Below are 26,205 nucleotides of genomic sequence, written 5' to 3' on the forward strand. Positions count from 1 at the left end.
CAATGAAAAAGTTACTTATAACTTTGGTGCTGTTGTTTAGTGTACTAGGTAGTTGGGCGCAACAACAATCGGTAAATGAATATGCTTATGTAGTAGTACCTATGCAATATGGCTTTTTAAAAAAAGCAGATGAGTATAATATAAATAGTTTAACCAAATTTTTATTTGAAAAATATGGTTTTACCACCTATCTAGAAGATGATATTCCTTCGGCAAAACGGATGCAACCTTGTGAAGGTTTACGAGCTAATGTAACCAAGGAATCTGGGTTTTTACGAACTAAACTTAAAGTAACACTTAAGAATTGTAGTGGCGTAGTTGTATTTGAAAGTAGAATAGGAGAAAGTAGAGAAAAGGAATTTGATAAAGCGTTTAATTTGGCTTTAAGAGATGCCTTTAAGGATGTAGAGGCGTTACATTATAGTTATGAAGTAAACGCAGAGCCTGTAAAACTTGTTGAAGAAGTGAAGACTTTTAAGGAAAAGGGAGACGAAAAGAAGGAAGAAATTGTTACTAAAGTTGAAGACGTTAATAAAGTAAAGAATGTTGAGCAGGTTCAGGAAGCTAAGAGTGGTCTTATAGCGAAACCATACAAAGGGTTAAATTATAAGGTCTACGATACTGCTGGTAAAGAAGTCATGATATTATTATATACAACAATTAAAGATGTATATATGGTAAAAGGGAAAGATGAAATTGTTCATAAAATCAACAATACTTGGATAATTGAAGGTAATGATGGTAATGAATCAATGGGAGTAAATGGTTTAGATATTACATTTGAAAGTTCGTTTTAGTTTAATACCCATATTTATCTTTCCATCTGTTTTTAAGAAATTCAGCTTGTGATTTTTCACGGGCATTAGTGCCTGGTTCAAATATTTTAGTTCCGGAAAGTTCATTAGGTAAAAATTCCTGATAAGCAAAATTGTTAGGGTGGTCATGTGAATATTTATAATCTTCACCATACCCTAATTCTTTCATAAGTTTGGTTGGGGCATTACGCAGGTGTAGTGGGATTGACAAATCTCCGGTTTGTTTCACTAGTTGCTGGGCTTTATTAATAGCCATATAAGAAGCGTTGCTTTTAGGAGATGTAGCTAAGTAAATAGCACATTGACTAAGTATAATCCTGCTTTCAGGATATCCAATAGTGGTTACTGCCTGAAATGTATTAGTAGCCATTATTAATGCTGTTGGGTTTGCGTTACCAATATCTTCACTTGCAGCAATGAGCATTCTTCTTGCAATAAACTTCACATCTTCACCACCTTCAATCATTCTGGCTAACCAATATACGGCGCCGTTAGGATCGCTGCCTCGGATTGATTTTATAAATGCTGATATAATGTCATAGTGTTGCTCTCCTGTTTTATCGTAAAGAACTGTGTTTTTTTGTATTTTAGATGTAACAAGATCATTGGTTATTTTTATCGTGTCTGTACTTTCAGAATTAATAACCAGTTCAAAAATATTCAGTAGTTTTCGTCCATCACCTCCCGATAGTTTTAATAGTGCCTCAGTTTCTGCTAATTCTATGTTCTTAGATTTTAACTCACTATCTGTCTCAATAGCTCTTGTAAGCATCGTTTCTAAAGCCTCTTTGTCAAATGCATTTAGTACATAGACTTGACATCTAGATAAAAGAGCAGGTATGACTTCAAAACTTGGGTTTTCTGTGGTTGCACCAATAAGCGTAACCCAGCCTTTTTCTACTGCGGCTAGTAAGGAATCTTGTTGTGATTTGCTAAATCTATGAATCTCATCTATAAATAAAATAGGATTCTTAGTGGTAAATAAACCTCCGCTTTGCTTTGCTTTTTCAATTACTTCTCGTACTTCTTTAACTCCGCTGTTAATAGCGCTCAGGGTATAGAAAGGACGTTTACTTTCAGTTGCTATAATAGTAGCTAATGTTGTTTTTCCTGTTCCGGGTGGTCCCCATAAGATTAATGATGGGATAAGACCTTTTTTTATTTGATTGGTTAATGTTCCGGTTGGGCCAACAAGGTGCTGCTGACTAATATAGTCAGAAAGTGAAGTGGGTCTAATACGTTCTGCCAAAGGTTCATTCATGGGGTAAATGTACTATATTTATATGACAAATTTTCGGTATATAGTATTTGGCTACTTTTTTGTGTGGTTATTCATATGAGCAAATTTAAACAAACATATGCGTATTATAGTGGGGTAGTATTATATCCTTTGTATTTGGTTGTGGCAATGTGGGTTGCTTTTTATGTAGATGTAATATTTAATTTACATGCCTACGAATATGGTATATACCCTCGTACTTTAATGGGTTTAAAAGGGGTGTTTTTGAGCCCGTTTATACATGGTTCGTTAAAACATTTATATAGTAATACATTACCGTTATTATTTTTAAGTGCGGCACTTTTTTATTTCTATAGAAAAATTAGTTGGAAGGTGTTTCTTAGTGGTTATCTGTTAACTGGTATTATTACATGGCTAATTGCCCGGTCCAGTTTTCATATTGGTATGAGTGGAGTTATATACTTTCTAAGTAGTTTTATTTTTTTCAAGGGTATTTTTTCTAAACACTTTCGGTTAATTGCTGTTTCACTTATTGTTGTGTTTATGTATGGTAGTACCATATGGTATGTATTGCCAATTAAGGAGGGTATGTCATGGGAAGGACATTTAGCTGGTTTTATTACAGGTTTATTATTGGCCTATTTTGTAAAAGTTCCGGAAGAGAATAAGCCTGTTTATGAATGGCAGAAGCCAGATTATGTACCACGAAAACATGATATGTTTATGAAACATTTTGATGATGATGGTAATTTTGTTTCTGAAAGTAAACAATTAGAGCAATTAAAAGAGGAGTTGAACAAGTATGATTGGAATCAAATTGAGTATAAATATACTTATAAAGAAAATAAAGACGACAATAATGAATAAAGAGATTAATTAAAAACGTTGTCTTACTACTTCATATAAGAATACTCCACAGGCTACAGATACATTTAATGATCCAATTGAGCCGTACATAGGAAGCTTCGCCTTTTTATCTACTGTTTTTAAGATAGAAGGTGATATTCCTGTACCTTCAGAGCCCATGATGATAGCTGTTGGTAAAGTAAAGTCAACATTGTATAAAGAATCATCCGTTTTTTCTGTGGCAGCAATTACTTGTATGCCGCTTCCTTGTAGGTAGTAGATAGCATCTTTTAGATGTTCTACTTTAGCAATAGGAACATTAAATACCGCACCGGCAGATGTTTTAACCGTATCTGCGGTAATAGGTGCACTACCTTGTTTTTGAATAATAATCCCATCAATACCCGTGCATTCAGCGGTACGAATGATAGCACCAAAATTTCTAACATCAGATAGTTGGTCTAAAAGTAGGAAGGTAGGAGTATGACCCTGTTCTAGGGTGTTCATCACTAAGTTTTCGAAGTTATGGAATTCAATGGGAGAGATGTTTGCAATTACTCCTTGGTGATTTTTTTTAGATAAGCGATTTAATTTTTCAATTGGGACAAATGAAGAGGCTATTTGTTCGCTTTTTAAAAGGCTGTTTAATTCTTTAAAAAGGTCGCCTTGAAGTCCTTTCTGAATAAAGACTTTGTCAATGGTTTTACCAGCGTTTATAGCTTCTATAACGGCACGTATGCCAAATATTTGATAGTTATTGTCCATTTGACAAAAGTACATAAAAAAAGGTTGCCATTTGGCAACCTTTTTATTAGTTATACTTCTAAAAAATTAGAATTTTTTAGGAGCATGGAATATTTCTGCTAATTCAGATTTAGTTTTTCCAGACCAAACAGGATCACCAGTAAAGAAATCTTGTAAAGTATATGAACCGCTACTAATAGTTAAAACATAGTAGTTGTAAGCGTCAGCATATCCTTCTTCTTCTCCACCGTTAGTAGAATTCCAATAAGTAGAAAGGTCTATTTCATCGATAGATTGCCCTGTTTTAGTTAAGATGAACTTAGCAGGGAAGTAGGTTTCAGATTGGAATGTAGCACTACCAAGAGAGTAAAGACCAGCTTGTAAGTAGTAAGTGCCATCAGCATAACCAGCAAGGTCAAGAGCTTCAGGACAGTCATAGTAAGCTGTTGCTATAGTAGCGAAAGTATCATCATATAAAATCATATCAAAATCGATATCACAAAGATCTTGATCAGCACCTGATGCATCAGTATAAGTACCATCCCAATTTAATTCGATTAATAAATCGTCATTGGTATAGTTCTCAATACTTAAATCAAATGTATCAGAACCACCAACCATGTAAGCATATGGCGTACTAGTTGCACCAATTGCAATTGAGAAAGTCTCAGTGTCTTCAGGAAGAATATCGTGATAAATAATGATAGTAGCAGTACCAGTTGTTTGGTATGCATCTACAGTACCTTCATCAGTAATATCATAATCTACTCCTTCTTCTGCAGTACCATCTGTAGAAACAATGTCGAAGTTAAGATCCTCGTGAATAGCCTTATCTAAAGTAATGTTAACGGTAATTTCAGGATTACCTTCTTCATTAATTGATGTTGTAGAAACAGCAAATGATGCAGTAGGATTATCTGGTGAAATTGTCGAAGCCACATCTTGATCCGCTTTTCTGTAATCACAAGAAGTAATAATACCACCTGTAATTACCAGTAATGAGAATATTTTATATATATATTTTTTCATTTCTTAAGTTTTATTATCTATACGATTAGATTAAAGACGGTATAATGTCCATGATAAATCAACATACCAACTAACACCTGCACAATTAACATTAGTAAAATTAAGGTCACCTGTAGTGCTATCAACAGTACCTGTAGCAGCTCCTCCATCTGATCCTGTTACAGGATTAGAAGCTTGGTATTGCCAATCTGTAATGGTTAAATCACCACAAACATCTGAGAATTCAAACCAGTACCAGCTTGCAAATGTTGGTAAATAGTCTGAATGGTACGTACCAGGTTCAACTTCTGTAATAGTTACATAATTTGTGCCGCTACTGAAGTAGATAGCATAGTCTCCAGCTAAAGCAGATTCACATAAGTAATTAATTGTAACAGCACAAGTGGCAGTTATACCATTAGCAACTACATTTCCGTTGCTAGTAACCTGAGTAATATTTAATACAAGTACTGGTGACTCATCTAACGGAGGTGTAATACCATCTGTTAAGATAGTAATAGGTAAGTTGTCAATATAGTTTTGACCTTCTGTTAAGGTAAATGTAGTAACACTTAAAGGAGCGTAATTTACATCAGCTACAGCGGTAGAGGAAGCATCTACTGAAACTGAAAAAGTAACATCATCAGTCATTGTCATTGAAGTTGGTCCAACAACTTCCATATCTAGAGAGAAAGGATATTCGTCTCCTGTAGCAGTAAAGTTAGCCGCAGCAGTTGTAGATGTAAAACCAACTAAGTTTGGTCCTTGATCATATCCATCAGTGTCAACAGTATCATCTACAAGACATGACGTAGCCATAGATGCACATGTAATCATTAGTAAAAATTTATAAACTCTTTTCATCTTAATTTTTTTAATTAGTTATGCCAAAAAATGTACTCTGTAAACTCATCTGGTTGATCTGGTAGATTACCTGCGTTACCAGTAATCTCAGATGTAGGGTAAGATAATCTTACAGGTCTGTCGGCGTTAGTATTATTTAACGGAACAGGAATACCTGAAGGGAAACCAGTTCTGTTATATTCTATCCAAGACTCATGTGCGTTAGTACCATTTAACGCTAACCATTTTTGAGTAATAATTGCTTCAATTTTATCTGTGTCAGGAGTAGCAGCCCATGATACATTTGCTATACCTTGAGCATAGTAAGTAGATGCTCCAGTAGCTCCTAAATAATCAAAAGATGCAGAAATACCAGCTTCATACATTGCTTGTGCGTCACCAGTCATGAAATTTCTTTGAATAGCTTCAGCTTGTAAGAAATAAGACTCAGCTAATAACATTACAGGTGCATCTTGTTCTGGAGAAGAAACTAATGAAGGCCCTAATAAAGAAACTTGATCAGAAACATATAGTCCTGTAGGGTAATCTAATAACCCTTGTGGTACACCTAAATGTGTTCCTGTTGAAGGTACAGAATATAGGTAATCAATTCTAGAGTCATTGGTATCTTCTAAATAACCAATAATGTAGTCAGAAGCACAAGTAGCTAACATGTTGTTAGTGTCCTCACCAGCAACAGATAAACCGTAATCAGCGTAAAAAGGAGACTGCTTGTTCTCATCGTTTTCATATCCTGGGTTAGCAACAACGTCTGCAGAAATAAAACCAGAACCTTCAGACATAATATCAGCAATACCAGAAGTAATGTCAGCTTGTTTGCTTGTTACATCAGACTGTCTGATTAAGATTCTTAATTTAACAGTGTTAGCAAACTGAATCCATGAAGTCATATCTCCACCAAAAATGATATCATCATCTCCAGGAACTTCATCATCGCTATCAGTAGCTTTAATTAAAGCAATAGCGTTATCTATTTTTACGATTAAATCATCATATATAGTTTGTGCATCATCATAAGCTGGAGTTGGGTTATTACCTCTTTCAAGTGCTTCAGAGTAAGGGATGTCACCGTATGTATCAACTAAAGTTTGGAAATGGTATGCTTGCATGATTTCTGCAATACCAATATAGTTGTCATAGATAGAATTCTCATCTTCTACATATAAATCACACAAGACCTCATATTGTTTTAACGTATTTGCGTAAGTCGCGTTCCATATTCTACCGTAGAAAGCAGCACTTACACTATAGTTAAACTCGTCATAATACCATGAGTATTCATCAGATTGACTCCAGTTAACCATAAATAGATTACCTAAAGTGTTTGTGTATCTATCAGCTAGATTGTAACTAACAGAATATTTTTGTGCTACCGGCAAAATTAAATCTGGTGCAACATCTGTAGGGTTATTTGGATCATCGTTAATCGCCAAATAATCGTCACTACAAGACCCTAGCATGATTAATGCTAGTGAAATTTGAATATATTTAAAATATCTTTTCATAATTTGTATAATTTCTTCTTTCTAAATATTAGTGAAACCTCAATTAAAATTCAACATTTAAATTAACACCAAATGTTCTTGTAGGAGGTGATTGGCTATATCCACCAATACCTATAGCATTACTATTGGAGTTGTTGAATTCAGGATCTGAAAATCTATTTTCTTTTGGTAACCAAGTTAAAAGGTTTCTAGCAACAAGACCTAAAGATAATTTATTAATGAAAGTACCGTCTAATAATTTTGGAGAAAAAGAATAGTTTAATGCTAATTCTCTTAATTTAACAGCAGTAGCATCAAAAACATAGTTTTCTGTAATTAGGTTATAATGGTCTGTCCAGTAAGACTGCAAACCTCCGGTAACAGCAATATTTGTGTTTTCTACATAAACAGGATTGTCACTAGTACCTGTGTTAATAACAGAATTAGGAAGCACAAAATCTTGTCTGTTAGCAGAAACAGAAGCCATAGATCTACCTGTGAATTCCATTCTATCAGCAAGTTGAGAATAATAAACGTGACCTGTTCTGTAATCTAAGGTGGCAGATAAAGTAAATCCTTTATATTTCATAACAGAAACTAAACCAACTGTATAATCAGGAGTAGTTTTACCCAAGTTTTTAAGATCGCCAATAATTGGTCTTCCTGTGTCAGCATCAATTACAATACGTCCTTGGTCATCTCTTTCGTAAGATATTCCTTTAATCTGAGGGAATGCCTCACCTTCAACAGCATATACACCAACTGATCCGTTAGTTGATACAGCAGTTTCTGTAACACCATCTGAAATTTCGTTAACTACAGTTTCTTGGTGTGTAATGTTAAGATTTAAATTCCAAGAAAAATCTTGGGTTTTTAAAACGGTACCATTTAAACTTAGTTCAAGACCATTGTTTTCTAATTCTCCAATGTTGGTTAAGTAAGAAGTAGCACCCGAAGCATAAGAAGGAGTAATAGCAGTAATAAGATCTGTAGTGATAATTTTATATGCACTTGCAGTTACGTTCAATCTGTTTTTGAATAGACTTAAATCTAAAGTAATCTCACTTGTGTTTAATTTCTCTTTCTTAATGTTTTCATCAATTGTTTGACTACTAAGTGCAAAACCAGCAAGATCACCGAAAGGGAATCCGCTAGAAGAACTATAAGTTTCGTTAATTCTGTAAGCGCTTAAGTCGTTATAAACTGTAGAGTTGTTAACGGAAAGCTTAGCAAATGATAATATATCAGATTTTAATGATTCAACTGCATCAGTTAATACAAAAGAAATACCTCCCCCTGGATATAGGTAATTGTTATCTCCTTTACTTAGAGTAGATGTATAATCGTAACGTGCACTTACATTAGCATATAACCATTTTTTATAACCTAAAGTTATATCACTTAAGAAAGCATATCTTCTAGTGTGGGCTTCGTCTACTACTACATCAGGGGTACCTGTTCCGTTAGATACATCATAGAATCCAGGAATACTTAAGTTGTTTGCCTGAATTGCGTTATAATGGTAGTGGTAGGTGTTTTGAGTAGTACCAACAATAGTCTTTAAATTAAAATCATCATTTAAGTCAAAAGTACCAGTAGCTAATAAATCTGCTGTATATGTCAGTGCCTGAGAAGAATTATCAACTACAAAAGAAGAAACTGCATCTGGTCTAGAAGCAAAAGCAATCATATCGTCAGTAGAATACGTTTGCTCAGCTCTCCATTCTTTGCCATGCCCTTGAACTTTGTTAAGTCCTAATCTTACCACAACGTTTAACCACTTGTAAGGATCCCAAGAACCACTTAAGTTAGCCGTGAATCTGTCAGTCCAGTCATTGTTTCTATTTGTGTCAAGTGCCCAGTAAGGGTTTTGGTAATAACCGTTGTAGTATCCGTTAGGAGAAGAATAAAAATCGTTTCTCCAATCACTATATCTGCTTAACGGAATGTTAGCAGGAGTGTTTAATATAAACCAGTATAAAGGTCTGTCTTGAGAACCAATAGTGCTACCTACTACGCTTGTTTCATCTCTGTAGTAGTTTGTGTTTAAGTTTAATGTTAAGTTTCCAATAGTTTTAGAAGCATTAACTCTAAACATAGTTTTTTCAAAAGTATCTTTTGGTACAGTACCAGTTGTACTTTGCTTACCTATAGAAGCATAGAAAGACGAAGTTTCGTCTCCACCACTAAAATAAACAGTGTTTTGATAAGTTTCACCAGTGTTATAAAAATCACGTAAGTTATTAGCTATAGGAGCATATTTAACTGACTGGTAAGATCCATCAGAGAATGTTGGTCCAATTTGACGCATAGTACCGTCAAATCTTGGTCCCCAGTTGGTGTTTTCAATTGGGTTATAATCTCCTTGCCATCCAGAGCCATATTCAGTTTGGAATTCTGGCATATAAGATACTTCTTCAAATGTAGCTACAGAATTTAAACCAACTGTAAACTTTTTGTTTTTATTACCTTTTTTAGTTGTAACAACTAAAACTCCATTACCTGCTGATGATCCATATAGTACAGCGGCAGAAGCACCTTTAAGAACGTTAATGCTCTCAATGTCATTTGGGTTTAACGCATCAAAAGCATTTTGGTTTGTTAAAGACCCGTCAATAACAACGGCAGCTTCGTTAGAAGCAGAAATAGAAGTTAAACCTCTCAAGATAACCTGAGTAGAAGGCTTAACACCGTTGTTTTGAATGTTAATTTGTAAACCAGCAACTTTACCTACTAAACCAGAAGAAGCAGTTGTAGGTTGAACCATATTCATAACTTCTGAATCTACAGTTTCAGTGTTGTAAATAAGCTCTCTTCTTTCTTTTTTAATACCAAATCCTACTACAACAACTTCGTCTAAAGTCTGCGCGTCTAAACTTAACGTAACGTCAATTGTAGTTTGGTTACTAACTGTTATTTCTTGTGTTTTAAAACCAACATAAGTAAAAACTAAAACTTCACCAGTAGAAGCGGTGATTTCATATTTTCCATCAAAATCGGTTTGAGTACCGATACTCTTTCCTTTGATTTGAACGGTTGCCCCTGGAAGAGGTAGTCCGTCTCCATCTAAAACAGTACCAGTGATTGTTTTTTCTTGTGCAAAACCAAGCTGCACAATTAACACTAGTAAAAGTGTTAAGAATCCACTAAACTTTGTTCTCATTTTTTAAAATTATTTGAATTAGCTGGCATCAAAAATCTTAAATAGTTGTTAAATATCCAATTTTTTGTTTAGAAAATTTTAATAATTAAAGTTTTGTGAATTACTTAATGGAAAAATTAGAAGAATGTAGAATAACTGATATGTATTTTAGAATTGTTTAATTTTTCATCAGTTTCATTTGTTAACCCAATGGCGTAATTTAGTTTAAAAATGCTAGTTTTCTTAATAATTCCTATTCCAAGTCCTAAGCCAAACAGGTGGTTTTTGGTGGATGTTTTTTTGTTTTCAAAGTAGCAAAAATCGGTGATGGAGTGTATGTATAAATTTTTAGATAATAAGCTTCGGTATTCTATGTTAGTTACCGTGTAAAAATTAGCTGAAATGCTGTTTTCGTCAAATCCTCTTATGCTATTTATGCCGCCCAAAAGATACTGTTCATTCTCTAGATAGTTTTTAGAAAGTAGTGTTTGGGTGTTGTTTTGAGTGAATAATTTAGAGTTTTCTGTAATATTAAATTGGTGATACGTGTTAAATTCTATGGTTTGCTGTGGGGTTGTTGTGTTGTTAGTTTTGCGATAGCCGGTTGATGTGATTAGCGATAATTGTTTGGTTTGTGTTAGAGGGTTTAATGTTGGGTTTTCACTATAAGTGTAGCTTAGTCCGTATAACGTTGTGGTGTAATCTGCAAGGGTTTGAGTGTTGCTGTCTGAAAGGGTGTTGGTTGATTTTATTTGTTGGTATACTCCTCCTAGGTGGTTATTGGTTTTAATGGTGTATGAGGGATTGAGTTTGGTTGTTGTGGTGGCATATGTGCTGTCTTGTTTTAATATATTTAAAGAGGTGTTTAAGGATATAGGGGTGTTGAAAAGGTACGGGAAATTACCTGATGCTGTAAAAGTGCTTTGCGATTCTCCTGTGTTTTTCCAGTATATTTTTATTTCTTCTCCTGTGTTTAGGTTGTTTGTGAGCTGTATGTTAACGGTTCCGTTAAAGGTTAGTTTGTTGGTTTCTTCGTTGGTGCTAAATCCTAAATAACCATCAAAATAGTTGCTGGTGGTTTTGTTTATATATAAGTATAGTTTGGTGGTGTCTTTGGTGAATAGAATTTCTGAGTTTTTCTGTATGGAGGCAAAAGTGAGTTGATTGATTAATTCTGTTTTGGTTTTCGTTTCTTCAATGCTTAAGGTATTTCCTTTTTTGAGTCTTGCGTAATAGGATAGAAAGCTTTTAGGGAAATTTGTATAGCCTTTAATTAAGATGGTGTCTATTTTTCGTTTTTCAACAGGTGTTGTTTTAATTGTTGTTGTTAGTGAATCTTTAGATGTGTATAGGTTGGTTAGTGTTACTTTGGTGAAAAGGTAGCCTTTTTGATCTAATACTTTTGTGAGGTTGTTTAGTTGGGTTGTTAAATTTTCTGGTGTTGTTAGGATTGGGAATTTTATGTTGTGGAAGTATTGGTTGATGTTTGGCTGAGAACTGTTTAAGATTATGGTGTTAATTTTGTTGTTTGTTGAGATGTAATAATGGTAGATATTGTTTGTTTGTGATAATGAGTCTATTTTGTGGCTGTAAAATCCGTGTTCTTCGAGTTTAGATAGAAATGTTTTTACTTCTTGTTGAAGTGATTTAATGTTGTTGTGTTTTTGGGTGTAGTTGATTTCTATGTTATTTTGTTTGAGTGTTGTACTGTCTGCTATTTTTATTCCAAGTGTTAGTTCTTGTGATAGGGCTGGGTGATAGGTGAAGAGCATGCAAGATAGTAGTAGTGTGTTTTTTATAAGTGCTTGCATGGCTTTGTGTTGTTGTTTTGTTTTAGTGGTTATAACGTTTCTTGTTGGTAAAGTTATATAGAAAATCAAGATAATTTTTTTTAAAGGAGTGTTTCTTTAAGGATGGGAATAATAAAGGTGTGAAAATTAATCGATTAAGATTTGAATAATTGAAAATAATTTTTACCTTTGCCACCCTCTAAAAAGAGAGTTTATTTAAAATTAAATGTTTATTGTAAAGTAAATTATGCCAACAATTTCACAATTAGTACGAAAAGGAAGAGTCAGTATTACTAAGAAGAGTAAATCGGCTGCTTTGGATTCGTGTCCTCAAAGAAGAGGTGTTTGTACGCGTGTTTACACAACAACTCCTAAGAAACCGAACTCAGCGATGCGTAAAGTAGCGCGTGTTCGTTTAACGAATGGAAATGAAGTGAACGCATACATCCCAGGAGAGGGACACAATTTACAGGAGCACTCGATAGTATTAGTAAGAGGCGGAAGGGTAAAAGATTTACCAGGGGTAAGGTATCACATTGTTCGTGGTGCTTTAGATACCGCTGGTGTTCAAGGTAGAACGCAACGTAGATCAAAATACGGAGCAAAACGCCCAAAAGATAAAAAGTAATCATAACTTTTAATTAGAAGAAATGAGAAAAAGACAGGCGAAAAAAAGACCACTTTTACCGGATCCAAAATTTAATGATCAATTAGTTACACGTTTTGTTAATAACTTAATGTGGGACGGTAAGAAGTCGGTTGCTTTTAAAGTGTTCTACGATGCGATTGAAATTGTAGATCAAAAGAAAAACGACGAAGAAAAAACTGCTTTAGAGATTTGGAAAGATGCGTTATCTAATGTGATGCCTCACGTTGAAGTGAGAAGTCGTAGAGTCGGAGGTGCTACGTTTCAAATTCCTATGCAGATTAGACCAGATAGAAAAATCTCTATGGCTATGAAGTGGTTGATTGGGTATGCTCGTAAGAGAAATGAGAAATCAATGGCTCAGAGGTTGGCTTCAGAAATCTTAGCTGCAGCGAAAGAAGAAGGTGCTGCTGTTAAGAAAAGAGTTGATACTCATAAAATGGCTGAAGCGAATAAAGCATTCTCACACTTTAGATTCTAAAATATAAAAAATGGGAAGAGATTTAAAATACACCAGAAATATTGGGATTGCAGCACATATTGATGCTGGTAAAACAACAACTACAGAGCGTGTTTTGTTTTATGCTGGAGTTAGTCATAAAATAGGAGAGGTGCATGATGGTGCTGCAACTATGGACTGGATGGAGCAAGAGCAAGAGCGTGGTATTACTATTACCTCTGCGGCTACTACATGTGAGTGGCAGTTTCCAAGAGAAAATGGAGTTCCTACTGAAGATGCTAAAGGTTACCAGTTTAATATAATTGATACTCCTGGTCACGTTGATTTTACAGTAGAGGTAAACCGTTCGTTAAGAGTTCTTGATGGATTGGTTTTCTTGTTTAGTGCTGTTGATGGTGTAGAGCCTCAGTCTGAGACTAACTGGAGGTTAGCTGATAATTACAAAGTTCCACGTATGGGGTTTGTAAACAAAATGGACCGTCAGGGTTCTAACTTCTTAAACGTGTGTAAGCAGGTTAAAGAGATGTTAGGTTCTAATGCGGTGCCAATTGTATTGCCTATTGGTGATGAAGCTGATTTTAGAGGGGTTGTAGATTTGGTTAAAAACCGTGCTATTGTATGGCATGAAGATAACTTTGGGTCTACTTTTGATGTAGTTGATATCCCTGCAGATATGGCTGATGAGGTAAGTGAGTATAGAGCTCATTTAATTGAAGCAGTTGCTGAGTATGATGAAGAATTAATGGAGAAGTTCTTTGAAGATGAAAACTCTATTACTGAAGATGAGGTTCACGCTGCATTAAGAGCTGCTGTTATGGATATGGCTATTATCCCAATGACTTGTGGTTCTTCATTTAAAAATAAAGGTGTACAGTTCTTGTTAGATGCTGTGTGTAGATATTTACCATCTCCTATTGATAAGGATGATATTGTAGGTATTAATCCTGTTACGGAAGAAGAGGTTACTCGTAAGCCATCTGTAAATGATCCGTTTGCTGCGTTAGCGTTTAAGATTGCGACAGACCCATTTGTTGGTCGTTTAGCGTTCTTCCGTGCGTATTCTGGTCGTTTAGATGCTGGTTCTTATGTGTTGAATAACCGTTCTGGTAAAAAAGAGCGTATTTCTCGTATTTACCAAATGCACTCTAACAAACAAAATGCTATTGATTTTATTGAAGCTGGTGATATTGGAGCTGCTGTAGGTTTTAAAGATATTAAAACTGGAGATACGTTATCTGATGAGAAACATCCTATTGTATTAGAGAGTATGGAGTTTCCTGATCCGGTAATTGGTATTGCTGTAGAGCCAAAAACAAAAGCTGATGTAGATAAGTTAGGTATGGCTTTAGCTAAATTAGCTGAAGAAGATCCTACGTTCCAAGTTAAGACTGATGAGGCTTCTGGGCAAACTATTATCTCAGGAATGGGTGAGTTACACTTAGATATCATCGTTGATCGTTTAAGACGTGAGTTTAAGGTTGAAGTTAACCAAGGTCAACCACAGGTTGAGTACAAGGAAGCTATTACTGCAGATGCAAATCACAGAGAGGTTTATAAAAAGCAGTCTGGTGGTCGTGGTAAATTTGCTGATATTGTGTTTACAATGGAGCCTGCTGAAGAAGGTAAAGTTGGACTTGAGTTTGTTAATCAAGTAAAAGGAGGTAACGTACCAAAAGAATATATTCCTAACGTAGAAAAAGGATTTAAAGAGGCTATGAAGAATGGTCCTTTAGCTGGATTCGAAATGGATGCTATGAAGGTTACCTTAAAAGACGGATCTTTCCACCCTGTGGATTCTGATGGTTTATCTTTTGAATTGGCTGCTAAGATGGGGTATAAAGTAGCTGCTAAAGCTGCTAGAGCTGTTGTTATGGAGCCTATTATGAAGTTAGAGGTGATTACTCCTGAAGAAAATATGGGTGATATTGTTGGTGACTTAAACCGTCGTCGTGGACAAGTTAGTAGTATGGATGATAGAAATGGGGCTAAGTCTATTAAGGCTACAGTACCTTTATCTGAAATGTTTGGTTATGTTACTTCTTTAAGAACGTTATCTTCTGGTAGAGCAACTTCAACTATGGAATTTTCTCACTATGCTGAAACTCCTTCTAATATCTCTGAAGAGGTAATTAAAAAGGCTAAAGGTGTTGAAGCTTAAATTTTAAGAAATGAGTCAAAAAATTAGAATAAAATTAAAGTCTTACGATCATAATTTAGTAGACAAGTCTGCTGAGAAGATTGTTAAAACGGTAAAAACAACAGGTGCTGTTGTTACGGGACCAATTCCGTTACCAACTCACAAAAAGATATTTACTGTATTACGTTCTCCACACGTAAACAAAAAATCTAGAGAGCAGTTTCAATTAAGCTCTTATAAAAGATTATTAGATATCTACAGTTCTTCTTCAAAAACGATTGATGCGTTAATGAAGTTAGAGTTACCAAGTGGGGTTGAAGTAGAGATCAAGGTATAAGTACCATATAGGAGGAAAGACTTCTTCCTAAACATGTCCTGAGCTTGTTAGCAAGGGAAAAACGGAAAAAATACATTCAGGGTTAAAATGTGTTTTGACCCTGAATTTTTAATAACAAATGTTTAATTAATAATAACTATGTCTGGGTTAATTGGTAAAAAAATCGGAATGACCAGCATCTTTGATGAAAACGGGAAAAATATTCCTTGTACAGTGATTCAAGCTGGTCCATGCGTAGTTACCCAAGTCAGAACCAAAGAGGTTGACGGGTATGAGGCTCTTCAACTTGGTTTCGATGACAAAGAGGAAAAACGTGCTAATAAGGCTGAATTAGGTCATGCTAAAAAAGCTGGTGTTGCTCCTCAAAAGAAAGTTGTTGAATTCCAAGATTTCGAAGAAGGTTATAAATTAGGTGATACTATTACGGTAGAGCACTTTAATGAAGGAGAATTTGTATTTGTATCGGGAACATCAAAAGGTAAAGGTTTCCAAGGTGTTGTTAAAAGACACGGTTTTGCCGGAGTTGGGCAGTCAACTCACGGTCAGCATAACCGTTTAAGAGCTCCTGGTTCTGTTGGTGCTTCATCTTACCCATCACGTGTATTCAAAGGAATGCGTATGGCAGGTAGAACTGGTGCAAAAAGAGTAACAGTAGAAAACTTAAAAGTATTGAAAGTGGTTGCAGATAAAAACCTTTTAGTTGTTAAAGGGTGTGTTCCTGGTCACAAAAATGCTTATGTAATCATTGACAAGTAATGGAAGTAGCAGTTTTAAATAGTAATGGAAAAGAAACAGGTAGAAAGGTTGAGCTTTCTAATGCTGTTTTTGGTATAGAGCCAAACAATCACGCTGTTTACTTAGATGTTAAGCAGTATTTGGCAAATCAACGTCAAGGTACGCACAAGGCTAAAGAAAGAGCTGAGATTGCAGGTAGTACTAGAAAGATTAAAAAACAAAAAGGAACTGGTACTGCTAGAGCTGGTAGTATTAAATCTCCTGTTTTTGTTGGTGGTGGTAGAATTTTTGGACCAAGACCAAAGGATTATACTCAAAAATTGAGTAAAAGTCTTAAGAAGGTTGCTAGAAGATCAGCTTTAAGTTTAAAGGCGAAAGAGCAATCAATCTTAGTTTTAGAAGATCTTAATTTTGAAACTCCAAGCACTAAAGAATTCTCTAACGTTTTGAAAGCATTACAGTTAGATGGAAAAAAATCGCTTATAGTGTTGGGTGATTCAAATAAAAATGTATATTTGTCGTCACGCAATTTAAAAGGATCTGAAGTTGTAACCCCTTCAGAATTAAACACTTACAAGATTGTAAATGCAAATAACCTAGTGTTTTTAGAAGGAGCATTAGAAGGAATTGAGTCGAATTTAAGTAAATAAGTAACGAAATGAGTGTGTTAATTAAACCAATTATTACGGAAAAAGTTACCGCTGATAGCGAAATCAACAACCGTTATGGTTTTTTTGTTGCTACTAATGCAAACAAAGTTGAGATCAAAAAAGCTGTTGAGGCAACTTACGGGGTTACTGTAGAAAAAGTTCGTACTATGAATTACGGCCCTGAGAGAAAAACACGTTACACAAAAACCGGAATTCAGCATGGTAAAACAAATGCTGTTAAGAAGGCGATTGTTCAAGTAGCAGAAGGAGAGACTATCGATTTTTATAGTAATATATAAGTAAAGACGAAAGATGTCAGTTAGAAAATTAAAACCGATTACTCCCGGACAGCGATTTAGAGTAGTAAACGAATTTGACGCGATTACTGCTGATAAGCCGGAGAAAAGCTTGCTTGCTCCGTTAAAAAAGTCGGGAGGTAGAAACAGTCAAGGAAAAATGACTATGCGCTATATTGGTGGTGGTCATAAGAGAAAGTATCGTATTATTGATTTTAAAAGAAATAAAACTGGAGTTGAGGCTACAGTTGTTTCTATTCAGTACGATCCTAACAGAACTGCTTTCATAGCATTAGTACAGTATACTGATGGTGAGAAAAGTTATGTTATAGCACAAAATGGTTTACAGGTAGGGCAAACTATCGTTTCGGGTGCAGATGCTGCTCCAGAAATTGGTAATGCAATGCCGCTAAGTGATATTCCTCTAGGTACTATTGTTTCTTGTGTTGAATTACGTCCTGGTCAAGGAGCTGTAATGGCGCGTTCTGCAGGAGCTTTTGCTCAGTTAATGGCAAAAGACGGGAAATATGCTACTATTAAGTTGCCTTCTGGTGAAACTCGTATGGTTTTAGCAGATTGTTTTGCAACGGTTGGGGTAGTGTCTAATTCAGATCATCAGTTAGTTGTTGGTGGTAAAGCTGGTAGAAGCAGATGGTTAGGAAGAAGACCAAGAACTAGACCAGTAGTAATGAACCCAGTAGATCACCCAATGGGTGGTGGTGAAGGTAGATCTTCAGGAGGTCACCCAAGATCTAGGAAAGGATTACCGGCTAAAGGATTTAGAACTCGTACTAAGACTAAGGCTAGTAATAAGTATATTGTAGAACGTAGAAAGAAATAAAACAGTAAGAAATGGCACGTTCACTTAAAAAAGGACCTTTTGTACATTACAGTTTAGATAAGAAAGTACAAGCTAATATAGAGTCAGGTAAGAAAACAGTTATTAAAACATGGTCTAGAGCTTCTATGATTACTCCAGATTTTGTTGGTCAAACAATAGCTGTTCATAATGGTAAGCAATTTGTTCCTGTGTATGTTACAGAAAACATGGTAGGACATAAATTGGGTGAGTTTTCTCCAACAAGATCTTTTAGAGGTCATGCTGGTGCAAAAAATAAAGGAAAAAAATAAAGTAAGCCATGGGAGTTCGTAAAAGAAACAAAGCAGAAGAGATAAAAGAAGCTAAAAAGAGTTTAGCTTTTGCTAAGTTGAATAACTGCCCTACTTCTCCTCGTAAAATGAGAATCGTTGCAGATTTAGTTAGAGGTCAGAAAGTAGAAAAAGCGCTTGCTATATTGAAATTCAATAGTAAAGAGGCGTCTCGCAAATTAGAGAAACTTGTGTTGTCTGCTATTGCAAACTGGCAAGCAAAGAATGAAGAGGCAAGTTTAGAGGATGCAGATTTATTCATCAAAGAAATTAGAGTAGACGGTGGTACGATGTTAAAAAGATTACGTCCTGCACCACAAGGTCGTGCTCATAGAATTAGAAAACGTTCCAACCACGTAACAGTTGTGCTTGGATCTAATAATAACACTCAAAGCTAAGATAGAGAAATGGGACAAAAGACAAATCCAATCGGAAATCGCCTTGGAATTATCAGAGGATGGGAGTCTAACTGGTATGGAGGAAATGATTACGGAGATAAGTTAGCTGAAGATGATAAAATCAGAAAGTATGTTCATGCTCGTTTATCTAAAGCTAGTGTTTCTCGTGTAATTATCGAAAGAACTTTGAAGCTTGTAACCGTTACTATCACCACGGCTCGTCCAGGTATCATTATTGGTAAAGGCGGTCAGGAGGTAGACAAGCTAAAAGAAGAGCTTAAGAAAATTACCGAAAAAGAGGTTCAGATTAACATCTTTGAAATTAAAAGACCGGAGCTTGATGCGAATTTAGTTGCTGCAAGTATTGCTCGTCAGATCGAAAATAGAATTTCGTACAGAAGAGCAATTAAAATGGCTATTGCTGCTGCTATTCGTATGAATGCAGAAGGTATCAAAATTCAAATTTCAGGTCGTTTAAATGGTGCTGAGATGGCACGTTCTGAATCTTATAAGGAAGGAAGAATTCCTTTATCTACTTTTAGAGCTGACATTGATTACGCACTTGATGAAGCTCATACTACTTATGGTAGATTGGGTATTAAGGTGTGGATTATGAAAGGCGAAGTGTACGGTAAGAGAGAGTTGTCTCCGCTTGTAGGAATGTCTAAGAAGCAAGGCGGAAAAGGTGGAAATAATAATTCCGGGCAAAGAAAATCTCGCCGTAGAAAGTAATTTTATAAAGAAAGGTAAAAATGTTACAGCCAAAAAGAACCAAATTTAGAAAACAGCAGAAAGGCCGTATGAAAGGGATCTCTCAGAGAGGTTTTCAGCTTTCAAATGGTATGTTTGGTATTAAATCAATGGATTCTTCATTCATAACTTCACGTCAAATAGAGGCGGCTCGTGTTGCTGCAACTCGTTACATGAAGAGAGAAGGTCAATTGTGGATTAAGATATTTCCAGATAAACCTATTACTAAGAAGCCTCTAGAGGTACGTATGGGTAAAGGTAAAGGTGCTCCGGAATACTGGGCAGCTGTTGTGAAACCAGGTAGAATTATGTTTGAAGTAGGTGGAGTGCCTATGGATGTAGCTAAAGAAGCTTTACGTCTTGCAGCTCAGAAACTGCCGGTAAGAACAAAGTTTGTTGTAGCACGAGATTATTCAGCTTAATTTTTTTTAATTATGAAACAGTCAGAGATCAAAGAATTATCTGTTGCTGAGCTACAAGAGAAGCTTGGTGAATACAAGAAAAATTATGCAGATTTAAAAATGGCTCATGCTATTACACCGTTAGAGAACCCACTTCAAATTAGAAGTGTAAGAAAAACAGTGGCAAGATTAGCTTCAGAGCTTACAAAAAGAGAATTACAATAATTCTATTCTGCTTTATGATGGAAAATAGAAATTTAAGAAAAGAAAGAGTAGGGGTAGTTACTAGCAATAAAATGGAGAAATCTATCGTGGTTTCAGAAGTTAAACGTGTTAAACACCCTATGTACGGTAAGTTCGTGTTGAAAACAAAAAAATATGTTGCACACGACGAAAAGAACGATTGCAATATTGGTGATACAGTAAAAATAATGGAGACTCGTCCATTGAGTAAAACCAAATGTTGGAGGTTAGTTGAAATCCTTGAAAGAGCGAAGTAATTATGGTACAACAAGAGTCTAGATTAAAAGTAGCTGATAATACTGGAGCTAAAGAGGTTTTAGCAATCCGTATTTTAGGTGGTACAAAAAGAAGATATGCTTCTGTAGGTGACAAGATAGTTGTTACAGTAAAAGATTCAACTCCTAACGGTAGCGTTAAAAAAGGACAAGTTTCTACTGCAGTTGTTGTACGTACCAGAAAAGAAGTAAGAAGACCTGATGGTTCTTATATCCGTTTCGATGATAATGCTTGTGTTTTATTAAACCCTGCTGGCGAAATGAGAGGTACACGTGTATTTGGTCCTGTTGCCAGAGAACTTCGTGATAAACAATTTATGAAGATTGTATCATTAGCACCAGAGGTGCTTTAATACTGATGTATAGAAATGATAAAGCTTAAAATAAAATCAGGAGATACTGTTAAAGTTATTGCCGGAGATCATAAAGGTCAAACAGGTACTGTACTAAAAGTAGATCGTGAAAAGAATAAAGCGATTGTTGAAGGGTTAAACAAAGTGTCTAAGCATACAAAGCCTAGTGCTACTAATCCTCAAGGTGGAATCGTAGAGAAGGAAGCACCAATACATATTTCAAACTTATCTTTGTTAGATCCTAAGTCAAACGAGGCTACCAGAGTTGGTTTTGAAGAACGTGATGGTAAGAAAGTAAGATTTTCAAAAAAATCTAAAGAAGTATTATAATTATGGCTTACGTTCCAAGATTAAAACAAGAGTATAAGGACAAAGTTGTTGCTGCTCTTACAGAAGAATTCGGATATAAGAACGTGATGCAGGTTCCTGTTCTTAACAAAATAGTTGTTAGCCGTGGTGTTGGTGCAGCAGTTGCTGATAAGAAGATGATTGATTATGCTGTTGAAGAGTTAACTAAAATCACTGGCCAGAAAGCGGTTGCTACTATTTCTAAAAAGGACGTTGCTACTTTTAAATTACGTAAAGGTATGCCTATCGGTGCAAAAGTTACTTTACGTGGTGAAAGAATGTATGAGTTTTTAGATAGACTTATTACATCTGCACTACCAAGGGTAAGAGATTTTCATGGGATTAACGCTACCGGATTTGATGGTAGAGGAAATTATAACTTAGGTGTTACTGAGCAAATTATTTTCCCAGAAATCAATATTGATAAAATTCACAGAATTTCTGGTATGGATATAACATTTGTTACATCTGCAGAAACAGATAAAGAAGCTAAATCACTATTAACCGAATTAGGATTACCTTTTAAAAAGAATTAAGTATGGCTAAAGAATCAATGAAAGCCCGCGAGGTTAAAAGACAGGCATTGGTAGATAAATATGCAGAGAAAAGAAAAGCTTTAAAAGAAGCTGGAGATTACGAAGCATTACAAAAATTACCAAAAAATTCTTCACCTGTTCGTTTACATAATCGTTGTAAATTAACTGGTAGACCAAAAGGGTATATGCGTACTTTTGGCGTTTCTCGTGTAATGTTTAGAGAAATGGCTAACAAAGGGTTAATTCCTGGAGTTAAAAAGGCAAGTTGGTAAGATTATAAATTGGTAGTAAGTTCTTTTAGAAAACTATTACCGCAAATTAATATAGATGTATACAGATCCTATTGCAGATTATTTAACAAGAATTAGAAACGCTAATAGCGCAGGGCACAGAGTGGTAGAAATACCTGCTTCAAACCTTAAAAAAGAAATTACTAAGATCTTATTTGATCAGGGGTATATCTTAAGCTATAAGTTTGAAGATAATTCAGTACAAGGTTCTATTAAAATTGCTTTGAAATATAATAAAGCTACTAAAGAGCCTGTAATTAGAAAGATTGAGCGTGTTAGTAAACCAGGTTTACGTAAATATGCTGGTAAATCGGAATTGCCAAGAGTTTTAAATGGTTTAGGTATTGCTATTGTTTCTACTTCTCATGGGGTAATGACAAGCAAACAAGCTAAGCTTGATAATGTTGGTGGTGAAGTTTTGTGTTACGTTTACTAAAATTTAAAGACAAGAAGAAATGTCAAGAATAGGTAAAAGTCCAATTAAAGTACCTGCAGGTGTTACAGTAACCATTAATGGTGAACTAATTACAGTAAAAGGGAAATTAGGCGAATTAACTCAGGAAGTTAAAGACGTTGCTGTAAAGCAAGAGGATGGACAATTAGTTTTAGAACCAAATGGAGAAACAAAAGCTCATAGTGCTAAACATGGTTTGTACAGAGCTTTAATCAATAATATGGTTGTTGGAGTTTCAGAAGGTTTTACTAAAGAATTAGAATTAGTTGGGGTAGGTTACAGAGCTAGTAATCAAGGTCAGAAGTTAGACTTAGCTTTAGGTTTTTCTCATAATATTGTATTAGAGTTAGCGCCAGAAGTAAAAGTGGAGACCGTATCTGAAAAAGGTAAAAACCCAATCGTTAAATTAACTTCACACGATAAACAATTAGTAGGTTTAGTAGCGGCTAAAATCCGTTCATTCCGTAAGCCAGAACCATATAAAGGTAAAGGTGTTAAGTTTGTAGGTGAAGTAATAAGAAGAAAAGCAGGTAAATCAGCTTAATAATTAGCAATATGGCATTATCAAAGACTGAAAGAAGACAACGTATTAAGAACAGAATCAGAAAAGTGGTTAATGGAACCACTGAGAAACCAAGATTGGCTGTTTTTAGAAGTAATAATGAGATCTATGCTCAATTAGTGGATGATGTAAATGGTGTTACCATTACTGCTGCATCTTCAAGAGATAAAGATATCAGTTCTGTAAAAGCAACTAAAAGTGAGAAAGCTGCGCTTGTAGGTAAGTCGATTGCAGAGAAGGCTTTAAAAGCAGGTGTAGATTCAATCTCTTTTGATAGAGGTGGATATTTATACCATGGTAGAGTTAAATCATTAGCTGAAGGAGCTAGAGAAGCAGGACTTAAATTCTAAGAAATTATGTATCAGAATTATAAAAACGTAGAACTAGTTAAACCTAGCGGGCTTGAATTAAAAGATCGTTTAGTAGGCGTACAAAGAGTTACCAAAGTAACCAAAGGTGGTAGAGCATTCGGATTTTCTGCTATTGTAGTAGTAGGTGATGAGAATGGTGTTGTAGGACATGGTTTAGGTAAATCTAAAGAAGTTGCAGACGCTATTTCTAAAGCGGTTGAGGATGCTAAAAAGAACTTAGTAAGAATTCCTTTAAATAAAGGTACATTACCTCATGAGCAAAAAGGTAAATACGGTGGAGCAAGAGTTTATATTCAACCGGCTTCTCATGGTACTGGGGTAATTGCAGGTGGTGCAGTACGTTCAGTATTAGAAGCTGTAGGTGTACACGATGTATTATCGAAATCTCAAGGATCATCTAACCCTCACAATGTTGTAAAAGCAACTTTTGATGCTTTATTACAATTAAGAGACGCTCGTACGATAGCAGCTCAAAGAGGAGTTTCTTTAGAAAAAGTTTTTAAAGGATAAAACAAGGATAAAATGGCAAAGATTAAAGTTACACAAGTAAAAAGTAAAATTAAGCGTCCTGAAAACCAAAAAAGAACGCTTGAGGCACTTGGTCTTAAAGGTATTGGTCAGGTAGTGGAACATGAAGCTACTTCAAATATCCTTGGTATGGTAAATAAAGTTAAACACTTAGTTTCTGTTGAGGAAGCTTAATAATAGATAGTGTATTATGAGTTTAAGTAACTTACAACCGGCAGAAGGTTCAGTTCACAAAGACGGAAAAAGAGTTGGTAGAGGTGAAGGTTCCGGAAAAGGAGGCACAGCTACAAGAGGTCATAAAGGAGCTAAATCTCGTTCTGGTTATTCTAAAAAGATTGGTTTTGAAGGTGGGCAAATGCCACTTCAAAGACGTGTTCCTAAGTTTGGGTTTAAAAACTTTAACCGCAAGGAGTATGTTGGTATCAATTTAGGTAAATTACAAGAAATGGTTGATAACGGTGTTGTAACAGACACTGTAGATTTAGATGTTATTGTAGCTAATGGTTTAGCCAAGAAAACTGAGTTAGTTAAAATCCTTGGAGGAGGAGAATTAAAATCTAAATTAAAAGTAACCGTTCATAAATTTACTGCTAGCGCTAAAGCTGCTATTGAAGCGGCTGGTGGTGAAGCTGTGAGTTTATAACCAATAAGCAACCATGAAAAAATTTTTTGAGACATTAACCAATATTTGGAACATTAAAGAATTGCGTGAGAGAGTAATTCTTACATTAACTTTGTTATTAGTGTATAGATTTGGATCTCATGTAGCTCTTCCAGGTATTGACACTGCGCAATTATCTGAACTTACAAATAAAACCAGTGGTGGAGGATTGTTAGATATTCTTAACGCCTTTACTGGTGGGGCATTTGCAAAAGCATCTGTGTTTGCGTTAGGTATTATGCCGTATATTTCGGCTTCAATTGTAGTACAGTTAATGGGCCTTGCAATTCCTTATCTTCAAAAATTACAAAATGAAGGGGAAAGCGGAAGAAAAACAATCAACCAAATTACCAGATGGTTAACTATTGGTATTTGTATTGTTCAGGCACCAGCTTACCTTTGGGGATTAAAACAATTAGGTGTTCCAGAATCAGCTTTTGTTAAAGGTCAAGGTCTTGATTTCATTATACCTTCTGTAATTATCTTAGTAACGGGTACCATTGTTGCAATGTGGCTGGGTGAAAAGATTACGGATAAAGGTATTGGTAATGGTATCTCTTTATTAATCATGGTAGGTATTATTGCTAGACTTCCACAAGCATTCATGCAAGAAATTGCCTCTAGAGTTACCGAGAACAACGGTGGATGGATGGTAATTTTAATTGAAGTTATTGTTTGGTTTGTGGTTATATTACTAAGTATTATGCTGGTAATGGCTGTTAGGCAAATTGGTGTTCAGTATGCAAGAAGAACTGCAACTGGAGGATATGAGGAGAAAAATGTGATGGGTGGAGCTCGTCAGTTTATCCCTCTTAAACTTAACTCTTCTGGGGTTATGCCAATTATCTTTGCTCAAGCAATTATGTTTGTGCCAGGCTTATTAGCAGGTTTATCAGATTCTGAAACAGCACAGGGGGTTAAAACAGCCTTCAGTAACATGTTCGGGTTTTGGTATAACTTAGTATTTGCATTGTTGATAATCATTTTCACATACTTTTATACAGCTATCATGGTGCCAACTAGTAAAATGGCAGATGATCTTAAGAGAAGTCAAGGGTTTATTCCTGGAGTACGTCCTGGTACAGAAACAGCTGATTATTTAGACAAAATTATGTCGTTAATCACATTCCCTGGCTCATTATTCTTAGTTTGTATAGCGGTTCTGCCTGCATTAGCAAATAATGCTGGTATTCAACAAGCTTGGGCTATGTTTTATGGTGGTACTTCCTTGTTAATTATGGTAGGTGTTGCTATAGATACGATGCAACAAGTGAATTCATACTTGTTGAATAGACATTATGATGGTTTAATGAAAACTGGTAAAAACAGAAAAGTATCAGCATAATATGGCAAAACAGTCGGCAATAGAACAAGACGGAACCATTATTGAAGCATTGTCTAATGCAATGTTTAGAGTAGAGTTAGAAAATGGTCATGTGGTAACAGCACACATCTCTGGTAAAATGCGTATGCATTACATTAAGTTATTACCTGGAGATAAAGTGAAGCTTGAAATGAGCCCATATGATCTTTCAAAAGCAAGAATTACTTATAGATATTAAATAGTAGTTAGATGAAAGTAAGAGCATCACTGAAAAAGAGAAGTCCCGAGTGCAAGATTGTGCGTCGTAAGGGGAGATTGTACGTAATTAACAAAAAGAATCCTAGATTTAAACAAAGACAAGGATAATT

At 35.3% G+C, this 26,205-nt stretch carries 36 protein-coding genes; 29 read left to right on the forward strand and 7 right to left on the reverse strand.

Annotation, left to right across the window (positions count from 1 at the left end):
• Positions 1-2 precede the first annotated feature (2 nt).
• A complete protein-coding gene (locus NBRC110019_RS11960) occupies positions 3-797 on the forward strand; it encodes a hypothetical protein (RefSeq protein WP_281755139.1) in 795 nt (264 codons plus the stop codon).
• Position 798: 1 nt separating this feature from the next.
• On the opposite strand, the gene NBRC110019_RS11965 is transcribed toward NBRC110019_RS11960, so the two are convergent.
• Positions 799-2,076, reverse strand: a complete 1,278-nt coding sequence (locus NBRC110019_RS11965) for a replication-associated recombination protein A (RefSeq protein WP_281755141.1) — start codon at positions 2,074-2,076, stop codon at positions 799-801.
• Between the two features lie 75 nt (positions 2,077-2,151).
• Here NBRC110019_RS11965 and NBRC110019_RS11970 point away from each other — a divergent pair, with 75 nt between their 5' ends.
• Positions 2,152-2,922 carry a rhomboid family intramembrane serine protease gene (locus NBRC110019_RS11970; RefSeq protein WP_281755142.1) on the forward strand — a complete coding sequence of 257 codons (771 nt, stop codon included), beginning with the start codon at positions 2,152-2,154 and terminating at the stop codon, positions 2,920-2,922.
• Positions 2,923-2,931: 9 nt separating this feature from the next.
• On the opposite strand, the gene rlmB is transcribed toward NBRC110019_RS11970, so the two are convergent.
• The 6 genes from rlmB to NBRC110019_RS12000 form a co-directional block, all read right to left on the reverse strand.
• Positions 2,932-3,666: a 23S rRNA (guanosine(2251)-2'-O)-methyltransferase RlmB gene (rlmB, locus tag NBRC110019_RS11975; RefSeq protein ID WP_281755144.1), complete on the reverse strand. Its 735-nt coding sequence runs from the start codon at positions 3,664-3,666 to the stop codon at positions 2,932-2,934.
• A 66-nt stretch (positions 3,667-3,732) separates the two neighbouring features.
• Entirely contained in the window at positions 3,733-4,674 is a 942-nt protein-coding gene (locus NBRC110019_RS11980; protein WP_281755146.1) for a hypothetical protein, read from the reverse strand.
• Between the two features lie 30 nt (positions 4,675-4,704).
• Positions 4,705-5,517, reverse strand: a complete 813-nt coding sequence (locus NBRC110019_RS11985) for a hypothetical protein (RefSeq protein WP_281755148.1) — start codon at positions 5,515-5,517, stop codon at positions 4,705-4,707.
• Between the two features lie 14 nt (positions 5,518-5,531).
• Positions 5,532-7,022: a SusD/RagB family nutrient-binding outer membrane lipoprotein gene (locus NBRC110019_RS11990; protein ID WP_281755150.1), complete on the reverse strand. Its 1,491-nt coding sequence runs from the start codon at positions 7,020-7,022 to the stop codon at positions 5,532-5,534.
• A gap of 43 nt (positions 7,023-7,065) precedes the next feature.
• On the reverse strand, positions 7,066-10,164 hold the full coding sequence (locus tag NBRC110019_RS11995) for a SusC/RagA family TonB-linked outer membrane protein (protein ID WP_281755152.1): 3,099 nt from the start codon (positions 10,162-10,164) through the stop codon (positions 7,066-7,068).
• Positions 10,165-10,280: 116 nt separating this feature from the next.
• On the reverse strand, positions 10,281-12,023 hold the full coding sequence (locus tag NBRC110019_RS12000) for a BamA/TamA family outer membrane protein (protein ID WP_281755154.1): 1,743 nt from the start codon (positions 12,021-12,023) through the stop codon (positions 10,281-10,283).
• 157 nt (positions 12,024-12,180) lie between these two features.
• On the opposite strand from NBRC110019_RS12000, the gene rpsL reads away from it, so the two are divergent.
• From rpsL to ykgO, 27 genes are all read left to right on the forward strand, one after another.
• The gene (gene rpsL, locus NBRC110019_RS12005) at positions 12,181-12,561 is read left to right on the forward strand and encodes a 30S ribosomal protein S12 (RefSeq protein ID WP_281755156.1); all 381 of its coding nucleotides are present in this window, start codon (positions 12,181-12,183) and stop codon (positions 12,559-12,561) included.
• A 22-nt stretch (positions 12,562-12,583) separates the two neighbouring features.
• Positions 12,584-13,060 (forward strand): 30S ribosomal protein S7, encoded by a 477-nt coding sequence (gene rpsG / locus NBRC110019_RS12010; RefSeq protein WP_281755158.1) that lies wholly within the window; start codon positions 12,584-12,586, stop codon positions 13,058-13,060.
• Between the two features lie 10 nt (positions 13,061-13,070).
• Positions 13,071-15,197, forward strand: coding sequence for an elongation factor G (fusA, locus tag NBRC110019_RS12015; protein WP_281755160.1), 2,127 nt, complete (start codon positions 13,071-13,073; stop codon positions 15,195-15,197).
• A gap of 10 nt (positions 15,198-15,207) precedes the next feature.
• Positions 15,208-15,513 (forward strand): 30S ribosomal protein S10, encoded by a 306-nt coding sequence (gene rpsJ / locus NBRC110019_RS12020; RefSeq protein WP_007094989.1) that lies wholly within the window; start codon positions 15,208-15,210, stop codon positions 15,511-15,513.
• A 138-nt stretch (positions 15,514-15,651) separates the two neighbouring features.
• Positions 15,652-16,269, forward strand: a complete 618-nt coding sequence (gene rplC, locus NBRC110019_RS12025; RefSeq protein ID WP_281755165.1) for a 50S ribosomal protein L3 — start codon at positions 15,652-15,654, stop codon at positions 16,267-16,269.
• The gene (gene rplD / locus NBRC110019_RS12030; RefSeq protein WP_281755167.1) at positions 16,269-16,898 is read left to right on the forward strand and encodes a 50S ribosomal protein L4; all 630 of its coding nucleotides are present in this window, start codon (positions 16,269-16,271) and stop codon (positions 16,896-16,898) included. The genes rplC and rplD overlap by 1 nt, the downstream gene beginning before the upstream one ends.
• Before the next feature lie 8 nt (positions 16,899-16,906).
• The gene (gene rplW, locus NBRC110019_RS12035) at positions 16,907-17,197 is read left to right on the forward strand and encodes a 50S ribosomal protein L23 (RefSeq protein WP_281755169.1); all 291 of its coding nucleotides are present in this window, start codon (positions 16,907-16,909) and stop codon (positions 17,195-17,197) included.
• 13 nt (positions 17,198-17,210) lie between these two features.
• Positions 17,211-18,035 carry a 50S ribosomal protein L2 gene (rplB, locus tag NBRC110019_RS12040; protein ID WP_281755171.1) on the forward strand — a complete coding sequence of 275 codons (825 nt, stop codon included), beginning with the start codon at positions 17,211-17,213 and terminating at the stop codon, positions 18,033-18,035.
• A gap of 11 nt (positions 18,036-18,046) precedes the next feature.
• Positions 18,047-18,325 (forward strand): 30S ribosomal protein S19, encoded by a 279-nt coding sequence (rpsS, locus tag NBRC110019_RS12045; protein WP_281755173.1) that lies wholly within the window; start codon positions 18,047-18,049, stop codon positions 18,323-18,325.
• Positions 18,326-18,333: 8 nt separating this feature from the next.
• Complete coding sequence (gene rplV / locus NBRC110019_RS12050) at positions 18,334-18,741, forward strand: 50S ribosomal protein L22 (RefSeq protein ID WP_281755175.1); 408 nt, start codon at positions 18,334-18,336, stop codon at positions 18,739-18,741.
• 9 nt (positions 18,742-18,750) lie between these two features.
• The gene (rpsC, locus tag NBRC110019_RS12055; RefSeq protein WP_281755176.1) at positions 18,751-19,473 is read left to right on the forward strand and encodes a 30S ribosomal protein S3; all 723 of its coding nucleotides are present in this window, start codon (positions 18,751-18,753) and stop codon (positions 19,471-19,473) included.
• 20 nt (positions 19,474-19,493) lie between these two features.
• A complete protein-coding gene (rplP, locus tag NBRC110019_RS12060) occupies positions 19,494-19,913 on the forward strand; it encodes a 50S ribosomal protein L16 (RefSeq protein ID WP_281755178.1) in 420 nt (139 codons plus the stop codon).
• 12 nt (positions 19,914-19,925) lie between these two features.
• Positions 19,926-20,117, forward strand: coding sequence for a 50S ribosomal protein L29 (gene rpmC / locus NBRC110019_RS12065; RefSeq protein ID WP_281755180.1), 192 nt, complete (start codon positions 19,926-19,928; stop codon positions 20,115-20,117).
• A gap of 17 nt (positions 20,118-20,134) precedes the next feature.
• A complete protein-coding gene (gene rpsQ, locus NBRC110019_RS12070) occupies positions 20,135-20,392 on the forward strand; it encodes a 30S ribosomal protein S17 (RefSeq protein WP_281755263.1) in 258 nt (85 codons plus the stop codon).
• Between the two features lie 2 nt (positions 20,393-20,394).
• A complete protein-coding gene (rplN, locus tag NBRC110019_RS12075; protein WP_281755182.1) occupies positions 20,395-20,763 on the forward strand; it encodes a 50S ribosomal protein L14 in 369 nt (122 codons plus the stop codon).
• 15 nt (positions 20,764-20,778) lie between these two features.
• Positions 20,779-21,093 carry a 50S ribosomal protein L24 gene (gene rplX, locus NBRC110019_RS12080; protein ID WP_281755184.1) on the forward strand — a complete coding sequence of 105 codons (315 nt, stop codon included), beginning with the start codon at positions 20,779-20,781 and terminating at the stop codon, positions 21,091-21,093.
• A 2-nt stretch (positions 21,094-21,095) separates the two neighbouring features.
• Complete coding sequence (gene rplE, locus NBRC110019_RS12085; RefSeq protein WP_281755186.1) at positions 21,096-21,647, forward strand: 50S ribosomal protein L5; 552 nt, start codon at positions 21,096-21,098, stop codon at positions 21,645-21,647.
• Between the two features lie 2 nt (positions 21,648-21,649).
• The gene (rpsN, locus tag NBRC110019_RS12090) at positions 21,650-21,919 is read left to right on the forward strand and encodes a 30S ribosomal protein S14 (RefSeq protein ID WP_281755188.1); all 270 of its coding nucleotides are present in this window, start codon (positions 21,650-21,652) and stop codon (positions 21,917-21,919) included.
• Positions 21,920-21,974: 55 nt separating this feature from the next.
• Complete coding sequence (rpsH, locus tag NBRC110019_RS12095; protein WP_281755190.1) at positions 21,975-22,373, forward strand: 30S ribosomal protein S8; 399 nt, start codon at positions 21,975-21,977, stop codon at positions 22,371-22,373.
• Positions 22,374-22,392: 19 nt separating this feature from the next.
• On the forward strand, positions 22,393-22,935 hold the full coding sequence (gene rplF / locus NBRC110019_RS12100; protein ID WP_281755192.1) for a 50S ribosomal protein L6: 543 nt from the start codon (positions 22,393-22,395) through the stop codon (positions 22,933-22,935).
• Between the two features lie 11 nt (positions 22,936-22,946).
• A complete protein-coding gene (gene rplR / locus NBRC110019_RS12105) occupies positions 22,947-23,303 on the forward strand; it encodes a 50S ribosomal protein L18 (protein WP_281755194.1) in 357 nt (118 codons plus the stop codon).
• A 6-nt stretch (positions 23,304-23,309) separates the two neighbouring features.
• The gene (gene rpsE / locus NBRC110019_RS12110; protein WP_281755196.1) at positions 23,310-23,834 is read left to right on the forward strand and encodes a 30S ribosomal protein S5; all 525 of its coding nucleotides are present in this window, start codon (positions 23,310-23,312) and stop codon (positions 23,832-23,834) included.
• 12 nt (positions 23,835-23,846) lie between these two features.
• Complete coding sequence (rpmD, locus tag NBRC110019_RS12115; RefSeq protein WP_281755198.1) at positions 23,847-24,026, forward strand: 50S ribosomal protein L30; 180 nt, start codon at positions 23,847-23,849, stop codon at positions 24,024-24,026.
• A gap of 16 nt (positions 24,027-24,042) precedes the next feature.
• Positions 24,043-24,495, forward strand: coding sequence for a 50S ribosomal protein L15 (rplO, locus tag NBRC110019_RS12120; RefSeq protein ID WP_281755201.1), 453 nt, complete (start codon positions 24,043-24,045; stop codon positions 24,493-24,495).
• 13 nt (positions 24,496-24,508) lie between these two features.
• Entirely contained in the window at positions 24,509-25,858 is a 1,350-nt protein-coding gene (secY, locus tag NBRC110019_RS12125) for a preprotein translocase subunit SecY (protein WP_281755203.1), read from the forward strand.
• Between the two features lies 1 nt (position 25,859).
• Positions 25,860-26,075 (forward strand): translation initiation factor IF-1, encoded by a 216-nt coding sequence (infA, locus tag NBRC110019_RS12130; protein ID WP_006988529.1) that lies wholly within the window; start codon positions 25,860-25,862, stop codon positions 26,073-26,075.
• 11 nt (positions 26,076-26,086) lie between these two features.
• On the forward strand, positions 26,087-26,203 hold the full coding sequence (gene ykgO, locus NBRC110019_RS12135; protein ID WP_074978891.1) for a type B 50S ribosomal protein L36: 117 nt from the start codon (positions 26,087-26,089) through the stop codon (positions 26,201-26,203).
• Positions 26,204-26,205: the final 2 nt, after the last annotated feature.

This window comes from Neptunitalea chrysea (assembly GCF_027924145.1).
GTDB classification, from domain to species: Bacteria; Bacteroidota; Bacteroidia; order Flavobacteriales; family Flavobacteriaceae; genus Neptunitalea; species Neptunitalea chrysea.

Coding starts and splice junctions, on each gene's coding strand:
- NBRC110019_RS11960 (WP_281755139.1), top strand. CDS start 3: ATGAAAAAGTTACTTATAACTTTGGTGCTGTTGTTTAGTGTACTAGGT.
- NBRC110019_RS11965 (WP_281755141.1), bottom strand. CDS start 2,076: ATGAATGAACCTTTGGCAGAACGTATTAGACCCACTTCACTTTCTGAC.
- NBRC110019_RS11970 (WP_281755142.1), top strand. CDS start 2,152: ATGAGCAAATTTAAACAAACATATGCGTATTATAGTGGGGTAGTATTA.
- rlmB (WP_281755144.1), bottom strand. CDS start 3,666: ATGGACAATAACTATCAAATATTTGGCATACGTGCCGTTATAGAAGCT.
- NBRC110019_RS11980 (WP_281755146.1), bottom strand. CDS start 4,674: ATGAAAAAATATATATATAAAATATTCTCATTACTGGTAATTACAGGT.
- NBRC110019_RS11985 (WP_281755148.1), bottom strand. CDS start 5,517: ATGAAAAGAGTTTATAAATTTTTACTAATGATTACATGTGCATCTATG.
- NBRC110019_RS11990 (WP_281755150.1), bottom strand. CDS start 7,022: ATGAAAAGATATTTTAAATATATTCAAATTTCACTAGCATTAATCATG.
- NBRC110019_RS11995 (WP_281755152.1), bottom strand. CDS start 10,164: ATGAGAACAAAGTTTAGTGGATTCTTAACACTTTTACTAGTGTTAATT.
- rpsL (WP_281755156.1), top strand. CDS start 12,181: ATGCCAACAATTTCACAATTAGTACGAAAAGGAAGAGTCAGTATTACT.
- rpsG (WP_281755158.1), top strand. CDS start 12,584: ATGAGAAAAAGACAGGCGAAAAAAAGACCACTTTTACCGGATCCAAAA.
- fusA (WP_281755160.1), top strand. CDS start 13,071: ATGGGAAGAGATTTAAAATACACCAGAAATATTGGGATTGCAGCACAT.
- rpsJ (WP_007094989.1), top strand. CDS start 15,208: ATGAGTCAAAAAATTAGAATAAAATTAAAGTCTTACGATCATAATTTA.
- rplC (WP_281755165.1), top strand. CDS start 15,652: ATGTCTGGGTTAATTGGTAAAAAAATCGGAATGACCAGCATCTTTGAT.
- rplD (WP_281755167.1), top strand. CDS start 16,269: ATGGAAGTAGCAGTTTTAAATAGTAATGGAAAAGAAACAGGTAGAAAG.
- rplW (WP_281755169.1), top strand. CDS start 16,907: ATGAGTGTGTTAATTAAACCAATTATTACGGAAAAAGTTACCGCTGAT.
- rplB (WP_281755171.1), top strand. CDS start 17,211: ATGTCAGTTAGAAAATTAAAACCGATTACTCCCGGACAGCGATTTAGA.
- rpsS (WP_281755173.1), top strand. CDS start 18,047: ATGGCACGTTCACTTAAAAAAGGACCTTTTGTACATTACAGTTTAGAT.
- rplV (WP_281755175.1), top strand. CDS start 18,334: ATGGGAGTTCGTAAAAGAAACAAAGCAGAAGAGATAAAAGAAGCTAAA.
- rpsC (WP_281755176.1), top strand. CDS start 18,751: ATGGGACAAAAGACAAATCCAATCGGAAATCGCCTTGGAATTATCAGA.
- rplP (WP_281755178.1), top strand. CDS start 19,494: ATGTTACAGCCAAAAAGAACCAAATTTAGAAAACAGCAGAAAGGCCGT.
- rpmC (WP_281755180.1), top strand. CDS start 19,926: ATGAAACAGTCAGAGATCAAAGAATTATCTGTTGCTGAGCTACAAGAG.
- rpsQ (WP_281755263.1), top strand. CDS start 20,135: ATGGAAAATAGAAATTTAAGAAAAGAAAGAGTAGGGGTAGTTACTAGC.
- rplN (WP_281755182.1), top strand. CDS start 20,395: ATGGTACAACAAGAGTCTAGATTAAAAGTAGCTGATAATACTGGAGCT.
- rplX (WP_281755184.1), top strand. CDS start 20,779: ATGATAAAGCTTAAAATAAAATCAGGAGATACTGTTAAAGTTATTGCC.
- rplE (WP_281755186.1), top strand. CDS start 21,096: ATGGCTTACGTTCCAAGATTAAAACAAGAGTATAAGGACAAAGTTGTT.
- rpsN (WP_281755188.1), top strand. CDS start 21,650: ATGGCTAAAGAATCAATGAAAGCCCGCGAGGTTAAAAGACAGGCATTG.
- rpsH (WP_281755190.1), top strand. CDS start 21,975: ATGTATACAGATCCTATTGCAGATTATTTAACAAGAATTAGAAACGCT.
- rplF (WP_281755192.1), top strand. CDS start 22,393: ATGTCAAGAATAGGTAAAAGTCCAATTAAAGTACCTGCAGGTGTTACA.
- rplR (WP_281755194.1), top strand. CDS start 22,947: ATGGCATTATCAAAGACTGAAAGAAGACAACGTATTAAGAACAGAATC.
- rpsE (WP_281755196.1), top strand. CDS start 23,310: ATGTATCAGAATTATAAAAACGTAGAACTAGTTAAACCTAGCGGGCTT.
- rpmD (WP_281755198.1), top strand. CDS start 23,847: ATGGCAAAGATTAAAGTTACACAAGTAAAAAGTAAAATTAAGCGTCCT.
- rplO (WP_281755201.1), top strand. CDS start 24,043: ATGAGTTTAAGTAACTTACAACCGGCAGAAGGTTCAGTTCACAAAGAC.
- secY (WP_281755203.1), top strand. CDS start 24,509: ATGAAAAAATTTTTTGAGACATTAACCAATATTTGGAACATTAAAGAA.
- infA (WP_006988529.1), top strand. CDS start 25,860: ATGGCAAAACAGTCGGCAATAGAACAAGACGGAACCATTATTGAAGCA.
- ykgO (WP_074978891.1), top strand. CDS start 26,087: ATGAAAGTAAGAGCATCACTGAAAAAGAGAAGTCCCGAGTGCAAGATT.